11 protein-coding genes are annotated in these 9,902 nt (G+C 44.9%); 1 reads left to right on the top strand and 10 read right to left on the bottom strand.

Translation table 11 applies throughout. The annotated features are described in order from the left end of the window. Positions 1-300 precede the first annotated feature (300 nt). Genes LPKJCM_RS05275 through LPKJCM_RS13500 form a run of 3 tightly spaced genes read right to left on the bottom strand, consistent with a single transcriptional unit; the run spans position 301 to position 2,098 of the window. Positions 301-936: a DNA alkylation repair protein gene (locus LPKJCM_RS05275; protein ID WP_057962209.1), complete on the bottom strand. Its 636-nt coding sequence runs from the start codon at positions 934-936 to the stop codon at positions 301-303. A 20-nt stretch (positions 937-956) separates the two neighbouring features. Further along, a complete protein-coding gene (locus LPKJCM_RS05270; RefSeq protein WP_225364128.1) occupies positions 957-1,766 on the bottom strand; it encodes a permease in 810 nt (269 codons plus the stop codon). Next, a complete protein-coding gene (locus tag LPKJCM_RS13500) occupies positions 1,709-2,098 on the bottom strand; it encodes a hypothetical protein (RefSeq protein ID WP_225364127.1) in 390 nt (129 codons plus the stop codon). The genes LPKJCM_RS05270 and LPKJCM_RS13500 overlap by 58 nt, the downstream gene beginning before the upstream one ends. A gap of 61 nt (positions 2,099-2,159) precedes the next feature. Here LPKJCM_RS13500 and LPKJCM_RS05265 point away from each other — a divergent pair, with 61 nt between their 5' ends. Continuing rightward, positions 2,160-2,693, top strand: coding sequence for a GNAT family N-acetyltransferase (locus LPKJCM_RS05265; RefSeq protein WP_057962210.1), 534 nt, complete (start codon positions 2,160-2,162; stop codon positions 2,691-2,693). Between the two features lies 1 nt (position 2,694). Here LPKJCM_RS05265 and LPKJCM_RS05260 read toward each other — a convergent pair whose 3' ends face one another. The 7 genes from LPKJCM_RS05260 to LPKJCM_RS05230 all read right to left on the bottom strand — a co-directional run bounded on the left by LPKJCM_RS05260 (position 2,695) and on the right by LPKJCM_RS05230 (position 9,700). After that, the gene (locus tag LPKJCM_RS05260; RefSeq protein ID WP_057962211.1) at positions 2,695-3,348 is read right to left on the bottom strand and encodes a YoaK family protein; all 654 of its coding nucleotides are present in this window, start codon (positions 3,346-3,348) and stop codon (positions 2,695-2,697) included. A 107-nt stretch (positions 3,349-3,455) separates the two neighbouring features. Continuing rightward, the gene (locus LPKJCM_RS05255; protein ID WP_404819211.1) at positions 3,456-4,709 is read right to left on the bottom strand and encodes a D-alanyl-D-alanine carboxypeptidase family protein; all 1,254 of its coding nucleotides are present in this window, start codon (positions 4,707-4,709) and stop codon (positions 3,456-3,458) included. Positions 4,710-4,848: 139 nt separating this feature from the next. Next, entirely contained in the window at positions 4,849-5,589 is a 741-nt protein-coding gene (locus LPKJCM_RS05250; protein WP_225364126.1) for a glycosyltransferase family 2 protein, read from the bottom strand. A 301-nt stretch (positions 5,590-5,890) separates the two neighbouring features. After that, positions 5,891-6,619, bottom strand: coding sequence for an L-ribulose-5-phosphate 4-epimerase (locus LPKJCM_RS05245; protein WP_057962212.1), 729 nt, complete (start codon positions 6,617-6,619; stop codon positions 5,891-5,893). A gap of 12 nt (positions 6,620-6,631) precedes the next feature. Then, entirely contained in the window at positions 6,632-8,242 is a 1,611-nt protein-coding gene (locus LPKJCM_RS05240; RefSeq protein WP_057962213.1) for a xylulokinase, read from the bottom strand. 122 nt (positions 8,243-8,364) lie between these two features. Next, a complete protein-coding gene (locus tag LPKJCM_RS05235; RefSeq protein WP_057962214.1) occupies positions 8,365-9,036 on the bottom strand; it encodes a Crp/Fnr family transcriptional regulator in 672 nt (223 codons plus the stop codon). 13 nt (positions 9,037-9,049) lie between these two features. Continuing rightward, on the bottom strand, positions 9,050-9,700 hold the full coding sequence (locus tag LPKJCM_RS05230; RefSeq protein ID WP_057962215.1) for a hypothetical protein: 651 nt from the start codon (positions 9,698-9,700) through the stop codon (positions 9,050-9,052). Positions 9,701-9,902: the final 202 nt, after the last annotated feature.

Raw genomic sequence — 9,902 nt, 5'->3', positions numbered from 1 at the left:
CTTCTCCAATCAGGCCAATATGTTCACACGCGTCTACCAGCTGATTGCCTAGATTATCTACCACAATAACGTCACGATGGTAGGCTTATTTGTTATGCCTTCAAGTACGATATTCAGACAACACACCAGATTAAACGCCGCAACTAATAAAACAACAAAAAAGATCTCCCACACGAGGAGATCTCCAAAGGATAGAAACTATTCTTCAACACCATTTGACAAACTTCCATTTTTTCAACTCAAAGACGGTCGGGGTACTAGTCATCGCACTAGTATCCCGGCTTTTTTGCTTTCCAAGTCTCATGACAAATACTTAGTGGCTTCCTTGACGGCCAGCTTTGACAATTGATGCTGCTCCACGAACTCGCGGACCCACTCTGGATTAAACTTACTATAGTTGCGCAGTGCCCAACCGATCGCCTTTTGAATAAAGAATTCATCCGTCTTAATATCGTATTCAATCGCTTTGGTCAGCAGAACCGTATCCAGGGTATCCTTCTCTAACAGTTGTAGGATGATCGCAACCCGTCGCATCCAGAAATTATCATGTTGATAGAACAAGTTAAATACGACGTGCTTTTTTTCTGGATGAAGAACAATAAAGGTACCAAAGACTTTTCGCCAGGTATCAACGGTGTCCCACCAGGATTTAATCTGAATGTACTTGGTTAATGCTTGAATATCAGCAAAAGACAAACGCTTCACATTCGCGTAGGCAACGTCAATCGCCACATACTGGTACTCACGTTCCTCGCGAGTGTACAGGTCAGCAATTTTCGCCATCATTTCAGCCACGGGAATCGCTTTGGAAGCTTTGATAAAGGCTTTAGACGCCGCTTTTCTTTGGGGTGTCTTCAATCCCAAAAACTTAAACTGGTTGCGCATATATCGAGCCATTGGCGCTTGATCTTCCACATTTCCAACCATTGTAAACATCTGATCAGCCTCCCAGATTATTAAATGACGTATCGCTGATTTTGAATCGGCTCCAGATAGTCGTTTAACCGTTCAAACAGCATGACCAGCCAGCTAAATGCCAGCAGGAACGCCATGATTTCAAAGGCGGTCAACGACAGATAGCCAATGACCTGAAATAAAATTTCGCCAGCCAGTAATGCCGCCGCAATCATCCAAGAAATCCGCTGAAAATCCCGCGATATATCGGGTAACAGCCAGCGAATACCAAAAATCAATCCTAACACCAGAAAGATTAAATAACCCGCCAGTCGCGTATGTAGCGAATGGATTGCCAGATTGTTGGGAAATGCGCCAACCATGCCCAAATCGACTGCTAGCAGCGTCAGTAAAATCCGCAGCACTAACAGTTGGCGACTCTTCGGAAAAACACGTTTTAAAGAAGCAAACAAATAATCGACTAACGCCAACAGGATTAAGCTCGAAAAAAAGAGTGCCAAATTAAACTCCCACGAGTCATTTGCCTTGTCAGTCCCCAAAAAGCTCAGGTTATGTTTCCACCAGTACAGGTTCTGATTACTGATCATTGCCAAAATCACACCGCTGACAATCACCGCAATAAAAATGTTGGTCAACAGCCTTGAAGAGAGCTGAGGGACAATACTATTAATGGTTTGGATTTCAACACTGGTCATTAAGGCAAATAAGGCGGTCGAGGTCACCAGATCAAAGCTGGCGCCTTTAAACAATTGGCCGGCAATCCAAAACAATCCCGCCATCAGCATAAAGCCAATCAGCGCAAAAGCCAGCGCAACCGTTGGCAGGTTTCGCCAAGAAACGGCTTCAACCACGGAACCGGTTGGCGCTTGAGTCGGATAAAGACCACCATAAAACTGAGCAGGCCACTGAGGGTTGTCAGTAGCAACACCATTGTTGCCACGGATTCACTCCCTACCAAAGAGACTTGATAAATTTTTCGAACCATAAAATAGCCCAAAAAGACGCAGCTCATCAGAAAAGTTAACATTATCATTCCCCAGCGGCGCTGTCTGACTTCTACCGGCTTGGGCACGGCAATCTTTAATTCATCGGCACCTAGATGGACTTCCACCTGCTCACCGGATTTGACCCCTAATTGGTCTTTTAATGCGTCCGGCAATTCCAACACATGTCTTTCATTCAACAAAACTTCCTCCCTCAAAAAGGTTATACTTAATTGTAACAGTTTGGCGAGGAGTGACTCTATGTTTATTAATCGAATCAACGACCATATCGCATTAAAATTACCAGCAGCAACCGATGCCGACGCAATGTTGGCATTAATCAACAGTAACCGCATGAAGTTGGCTGAATGGCTACCGTGGGCCAAAGTGATGGTGGCCGTCAGCGACGAACAAAAATTCCTTCAATATGGGATCGAAAAAATGGTTCGGGGTGATTTTTGGTTCGCCATTATCTTGGTGGACAACGAACCAGCAGGGATGATTGATCTCCATGAATTCAGCCATGAAAATCAACGTGCCCAAATTGGCTACTGGCTTGCTGACCAATATCAAGGGATGGGCGTTATGACCCTTTGTATGACTCAGTTGGAACAGATTGCTTTTAGCGAACTTGGACTAAATCGACTTGAGTTAATTGCGGATGTTAACAACACAAAAAGCCGCGCCGTGGCAAAACGACGAGGCTTTCATGAAGAGGGGATTTTAAAGGAGTACCTCTTGTATAATGGAAAATTTCATGATATTGTTTTGTATTCAAAACTTAAATCAGAATAACCTATTTGGCAAACAAAATGGTCGCCAGCAAAATCACTGCCGCGAGCAGAATGGTTTGACCATGAAAAAATTGGATTAAATAACCGTTTAACAACGCTCCAACGAAGAAGGAGCCGATGATTGTGATAATATCACCGACTTTTTTGAGTGCCTTCAGATCCCCTTGGGCAACAAAATCAAGGACACTTTCGGATAATGTACGGACGTTCCCGGTCATCATCAACGGTGTGAATGGGCTGTTCTTCATCCGCCGAAACTCTTGGAGCTGTGACGCTGCTGCAAGTGCCAACAACCCGGTCGTGATCAAAATTGATACCTGACCAGCAATCAGGCTGACAACCACAAAAATTAAAATTTCAAACGCTAACGTCACCCGTTTACGCGTCACCGCCCGCTCACTGGGATAGTGGTATTGAATTACCCGGATAATTGCGACTCCCACCGCAAACATCAGCAGAGATACCAGTGCTTGGACAATACTGTCGTAATCACCCCGGCCAATTCTCAATCCAGTCAGAATCAAGTTTCCAGTTTGAAGGCCGGCAAAGACCCCACCATCTTGCATGTACGTATATGAATCCAGCACGCCTGCAGCCATCACCAATAACGATCCGCTGATAAGTCTTTCATAAGGGCCAATCGGTTGCTTATCCATCCCGTTCACCTCTTTCTTTCAGATAAATTCTGTCTTAGTTTACGCCACGATTGCCAAACAGGCCATTAAAAAGCATCCCCTTTGTTCAGGAGATGCCAAGGAAATCGTTATGGCGTCATAAATTTCACGAAATCAACAAACAGTCGATAGATCCCAGCAAAAATACTGCCAACAAAGCCAAAGATCCGTTTAAGCAGTGATTCTTTGGGTGTCGTCTGTTTTTCTTTTTTGTGCGGCTCATGAACATTAGTCGTTGCCAACATCGGCACCACTGCCGTACTGGAATTATCGGCCAATTTGACAATCGCGTTACCAACTGTCTGCCCTTTCGTAATCGGCAAGGACGTTTTGATGGCTGAATAATTGGTCACATGCGAGCCATTTGTCCCTTTTCGCTGCCAAATAACAGCCTCAGGGGTTTGGGGCGTCGCGTTCAGCTGATGGCCGTCAATTGAAAAGGTGTGCGATTTTAAGGCAACTTTGGCGGGTTGGTACCGTTGGTTGACCGTCGAAATCAGTTTATTCATCGATGTATACAGCGTGTTGCTGTCAATAATCGTCGCAATCAAGTGACGGCCGGCATGCCAGTAAGTCACGGTAATGCATAGGCCGGCGTTAACCGTAAACCCAGTCTTGAGACCATCGACATGCGTGCTTTTGTGATAAAAGGCTGATCCCGGCAGTAATCGATTGGAGTTGACCAATACTTGGTTGCCAACTTTCATTGAGGGTTGCTTGCTCCATTTGGTAATCGATGGGAAAATACGCAACACTTTAGCAGCCACCGTCGAAATTGCCTTGGCGCTTACCATGTTTTGCGCCTTGGCTGATGTGTGGGGAACCTGGTAGTGATACTTGCTCAAATCCGTGTTATCCAGGCCGGAACTGCTGACAAACGTGGCATCCAGTCCCCAGTCATGCGCCTGCTTATTCATCATCCTGACGAACTCCATGTTATTGCCGCCACCAACTAATTTCCCCAATGCAATTGCTGAAGAGTTGGATGACGCAATCAGTGCTGCTTTATATAAATCACGAACGGTGTACTCTTTGGAGTGCTTAATGCGAAAACCGCCGACTTCATAACTCTTACTCATTCGTCGAAGTTCAGCATCCACGGGAACCTTTTGCTCCCAAGAAATTTGATGATTATCAATCGCTTTCTTGGTCAAATAGAGGGTCATCAATTTGGATAGACTGGCAATTGGCCGTTTGTTGTTTCCGTTCTTTTGGTAGAGAACCTGTCCGGTTGTTGCATCCATCACATAAGCCTCTTTGGCCTGAAACTTTGGTTGATTGGCCGACTTTGCAGACAAACTAATGGCGCTCATTGTCAGGATCGACATGAGTGTCATCATCATCAAAATGATTTTATTCAATTTTTGCTTGCGAGATTTGGTGAAAATTAGCAAACCAAAATAACCTCCAAAAAATTTCTTAAAGATGAAGTTATCGTACCTCAAACCGGATGATAAATGGAAGTCTGCGTACAATCTTTACCTAAATTTTACGGCTGTATTTTTCTCGCCATCTCATCAATGTGTTGGCGGACAACCTGCTCCTTGCTGCGCATCTGCCAGGTTGCAGAATGAATGATACTATTTGATCGGCTGACTTTTGTGTACAACGCTCCCGGATAAAATAAGAACCGATGTGAGACAAAAATGTGTCAGCAACAAACAGCAAGTCCTCGGCTAAATCCAATGATTCATCAAATCGAATTTGATGATCGCGGATAATCGACAGCTTGAATACTTTGTTCCAAGTATAGCCGCCAAACCCGCCGCCCCGTCGATTAATTGAGGCATAGGCGTTGGTTTTGGAAACTTCACGGAATTGATTGCCGCTGCCGCTACCACCGCGCCAGCCCCAATTGTAGCCCACCGCAACTAAATCAACCGATGGATCCACTAGTCCGCGAGCGATCACTTCCAAATATTGCGGCTCTAAGAGATCATCGCCATCTACAAAGACAATCACGTCGCCCTTGGCGTTATCAATCGCGTAATTGCGAGCTTTCGAGACCCCTTCATGTGATTGAAAATAGTGAGCGTGAATTCGATTGTCTTTAGCGGCATATTTTGCAATTGTGTCCGCTGTAGCGTCCGTTGAGGCATCATCCACTAAGATGATTTCAAAGTTTTGGTAGGTTTGCTTTAAAATACTGTCCAAAGTTTTGGGCAAGTATGAGCCCAAATTGTACGCAGGAATAGAAATAGTGATTAAGGGATTCTCGGCCAATGTAATCGCCTCCAAGATTTCTTTTTGGTGAGTATAAGGCTGAATCTGAACCGACGCAACTAGTTTGCTCTAAAAAGAGTGTGGGAAAATCAGCGCTTTGCTTCCAGAATATAAGGGGACTATTCAAACGTCCAAAACCTGGATATTTGAATAGTCTCCTTATATGGCCGGAAGCTGCTGATTTTCCCACTATTCAGCCAGGTAATATGACGAATACAAAAAAGTCAGGGCAAAACATGGCGTTTTGTCCCGACCTTTTGTATTCTCTATTTCCTTAAACCTATTTGATTGTTAAAACAGACTATTCATGTTCCGCATGTGACTTCGACTTGGCATTATTTTGACCATAGTAAACATTCTTACCATGCTTACGGTAGTAATGCTTGTCCAGCAGGTATTGTGGGACATGGGTTTCATCACGGGTTAGTTGCAAAGCGTGATAACTGATCTCAGCTGAGACTTCCAATACCTTGGCATTGTAGACAGCCTTATCAGCCGTTGGACCCCAGGCAAATGGGCCGTGTTGGCTGACCAAGACAGCTGATACGGCATCCGGATCAACACCCCGACGTTCGAATTCATCAACGATGACCTTACCAGTATTTAACTCGTAAGCTTCTTCAATCTGCTTCTTAGTCAAAGCAGGTGCACATGGAATGTCGCCATAGAAAGTATCGGCATGAGTCGTGCTGACAGCTGGGATATCCATCTTAGCTGCAGCAAATGAGACTGCCCAAGGTGAATGAGTATGGACAATGCCGCCGATATTTGGAAAATGGTTATACAGGTAAGTATGAGTCGGCGTATCGCTTGATGGGTTCATGTCCCCTTCAACGACCTTGCCGTTCAAGTCCACAACCACCATGTCTGATGGCTTCATCTTGTCGTACTCAACACCGGAAGGCTTAATGACAAACAAGCCCTTGTCACGGTCAATTGCGGAAACGTTTCCCCAAGTGAACGTCACCAAATCCAGTTGTGGTAAACGCATGTTGGCATCATAAACTTCTTTTTTAAGATCTTCTAACATTCTCTCGCACCTCTAGTTTTTCATTTTCATTGCTTTAACAGCTTCAGCTTCTACAGGCAGAGCCGCCTTGTAGTTGTCAATAAACTTATCATAGCCTTGAACACTGGCTTCTTCAGGATACAACGTTGCCGTCGTGGAGTCTTTGAAGACCCGGTTAGCAAGGTAATCTTCCAAAGCTTCGCCGTTCTTACGGTTGACACAGAAGAGTGCCAAAACAGCCATTCCCCAAGGACCACCTTCACCAGCGTTCTCCATAACAGAAATTGGCGTGTTGAGCGCATCAGCCAAGACTTGTTGGGCAACAACAGGGGTCTTGAAGATCCCACCTTGAGCAACCAAGACGTTGGTCTTAATGTGTTCTTCTCGAAGCAAAATGTCCATCCCAATTTTGAGTGGGGCAAAGGCTGAATAAATCTGTTCCTTAATGAAGTTGGCCAAATTGAGCTTGCTGTCAGGCTTACGAACGAATAATGGTCGGCCTTCAGGCATTCTGGTGATGTTTTCGCCTGAAAGATAAGCAAAGTTAACCAATCCGCCGGCGTCTTGGTCACCCTTCACCGATTCAGCAAACAACGTGCCGTAGAGATCATCCGGCTTCAGTTGCAGACCCAGCGCTTTGGCAAATTCGCCAAACAAGCCAACCCAGGCGTTGATGTCTGAAGAACTGTTATTGGTATGAACCATGGCAACCGGCACGCCATCTGGTGTCGTTACCATATCGATATCACGATGAACGGCTTTCATTGGTGAATCAAGAACCACCATTGAGAAGGCTGATGTCCCGGCGGAAATGTTACCAGTCCGCTTCTTGACACTGTTGGTAGCAACCATTCCAGTACCAGCATCACCTTCTGGCGGTGCAATCAACGAACCGCCTTGAAGGGTGCCGCTTTGGTCCAGCAATTTGGCACCTTCATCAGTCAACTCGCCGGCTTTCTTGCCAGCTGGTAACACGGTCGGCAAAATGTCGAGGAGGTTCCATGAATATTTCTTAACGTCAGGCAGGGAACTGAACTTGTCTGCCATTTCTTTATTGTAGTTAACCGTTGATTCGTCGATTGGGAACATTCCGGAAGCATCCCCAACACCAATGACCTTTTCCCCAGATAATTTCCAAGTCACGTATCCAGCAAGCGTCGTGATAAAATCAACATCTTTGACGTGTTTTTCGTCATTCAAAATAGCTTGGTATAAATGAGCGATGCTCCAACGTTCTGGAATGTTGAAGTTGAACAACTTGGTCAACGCTTCGGCAGCATCACCAGTAATGTTGTTACGCCAAGTTCTAAATGGCACCAAGATTTCATCATTCTTATCGAATGCCATGTAGCCATGCATCATGGCACTAACACCAATCGAACCAATTTTCTGGATATCAACACCAAATTTGTCATGCACCTCTAAAGCAAGGGTTGCATAACTAGTCTGAATACCATCCCAGACTTTTTCAAGTGGGTACGTCCAGATGCCGTTGTCTAATTCGTTCTCCCAAAGATAATCGCCTGAAGCAATTGTTTGGAAATCGTCAGAAACCAGAACAGCTTTGATTCGAGTTGATCCCAGTTCAATCCCCAACGAAATGTTTCCGCTTACAATTTCATTTCGTACTCGACTTTCGTCCATCGTTTTTTCCTCCAACGTCGCTACGTTTAGTTTTCGTTTACTCTCTCATTGTAAAATATTCGTACGTATAAATCAATTCTTTTTAAAATTTATGCAATAAATATTTAGGGAAAAGAAAAAGCTTAGACCAACATGTCCAAGCCGTCTTCGTCAATAATGGTCACTTGGGAACCGGTCGCTTCAATCAGCCCTTTGCTTGCGAGCTGTTTAAAGGTCCGGCTGATCGTTTCGGGAGTGGTCCCCAAATACGTTGCAATGTCCTTCTTTTTGAGTGGTAGCTTAAATGGGTTCTCATCAAGTGCTGCTCCGGTTTCAACTAAATACTTAGCCAACTTACCGGCCATATCTGCCGTTGAAGAAAGGGTCTTTTCTTCTTGGAGATTGTTAATCTGCTGGCTCATGGTTGCCAACAGGCTAGTAGATAGCTGGGGACTTTTTTGTAGTAAGTTTTGGAAAGCCCCCTGCTCTATCTGACAAACATTCGAGTCCACTAATGCAGTGGCGGTCACATTGCGCTGATCGCCGTTAAACAGGGCAGCTTCACCATCAAAGTCGCCAGGCTGCAACACTTTAAGTAGTTGTTCTTTGCCATTAGCAGCCACTTGAGAAATCTTGACTTGGCCAGCTTCCAAAATCATAAAGTGACCAACCGTGTCACCGGCAAGGTAAATAATGGTCCCCTTTGGATATTCATGCTGGACCACTAATTTGGCAACTTCGATCTTTTGATCTTCCGGCAGTGAATGAAACATCGGTACTAAGTTAACGCATTCTAAAGCCTGCTTTAAATCCATCCTCATGACCTCGCTATTCCTTTATCAACTGTTCGAGCCACTGTCTGGTGCCTGCATCCTCGGCAACCTCGGGATCAAAATGAATCGGTGTGGAGACAGCAGCGACTTTTTGCCAATCAATTTTCCCATCATTGAGCAAATTGGTCTGAAGTGTCGTATAGGGTTCGTCTGTGACAATCTTTTGCATTGCGGGATTATCGTGCACCATTTCAACCATGGTATTGCCAGCCAACTCCGCAGAAACAATTTCTTGAAGCTGGTTGTCACTCACCGGATCGGTCACCAGAATTCTATTTTCCAAGGGAACGGCCGGAATTTCGCGTTGGAGAAAGTGCTGAACCTCGGTCCACTCCTTGGTAACAATTCGGTAAAATTGATACGGAACTTTATTGCCAATGCTTCGAAGGGTTGCTCGTAAAATTGTCGGCAATGCCCAAGTCTGATCAATTGGGGTCACCACTAACAGTTCCTGCAGGAATCGCTGCACGGTTTCTTTGTCAATTCCCCTCAAACGCTTCTTCAGTGTCAAGCCATAACGAACCAGAACAAAGTCTTGAAATTGGTCCGGGTGAATTGTCCGCCCCGCCGGTTGATGCATTCGTTTTCGAATAGCTTTAATCTGTTTCATTTTACTGGATCTGGCAAATCTGCCTTGTTTGACCATTTTGTTCACCACCTAAGAAATAAAAAGCTCAATTATTAAAATTTAGTTAACCCTCAATTGTCAAATCAAGTGCAACACTAAGAATCTATTCTTAGAAGTGGTCTAGTTGCTAAGCTAGTTCAGGCATTAGATCAGCTGGACAGCGATAGTTCAATGACCGCCGCAGCCGGTTGTTTAAGGTATCTTGAGCCAGTTGAATATC

The sequence above is a fragment of the Lentilactobacillus parakefiri genome (assembly GCF_002157585.1).
GTDB lineage: Bacteria > Bacillota > Bacilli > Lactobacillales > Lactobacillaceae > Lentilactobacillus > Lentilactobacillus parakefiri.
The sequence above is the reverse complement of the archived record's forward strand: the minus strand, read 5'-3'. Positions and strand labels throughout refer to the sequence as shown.

Coding starts and splice junctions, on each gene's coding strand:
- LPKJCM_RS05240 (WP_057962213.1), bottom strand. CDS start 8,242: ATGGACGAAAGTCGAGTACGAAATGAAATTGTAAGCGGAAACATTTCG.
- LPKJCM_RS05260 (WP_057962211.1), bottom strand. CDS start 3,348: ATGGATAAGCAACCGATTGGCCCTTATGAAAGACTTATCAGCGGATCG.
- LPKJCM_RS05265 (WP_057962210.1), top strand. CDS start 2,160: ATGTTTATTAATCGAATCAACGACCATATCGCATTAAAATTACCAGCA.
- LPKJCM_RS05245 (WP_057962212.1), bottom strand. CDS start 6,619: ATGTTAGAAGATCTTAAAAAAGAAGTTTATGATGCCAACATGCGTTTA.
- LPKJCM_RS05255 (WP_404819211.1), bottom strand. CDS start 4,709: ATGATGATGACACTCATGTCGATCCTGACAATGAGCGCCATTAGTTTG.
- LPKJCM_RS05275 (WP_057962209.1), bottom strand. CDS start 936: ATGTTTACAATGGTTGGAAATGTGGAAGATCAAGCGCCAATGGCTCGA.
- LPKJCM_RS05230 (WP_057962215.1), bottom strand. CDS start 9,700: ATGGTCAAACAAGGCAGATTTGCCAGATCCAGTAAAATGAAACAGATT.
- LPKJCM_RS05235 (WP_057962214.1), bottom strand. CDS start 9,036: ATGGATTTAAAGCAGGCTTTAGAATGCGTTAACTTAGTACCGATGTTT.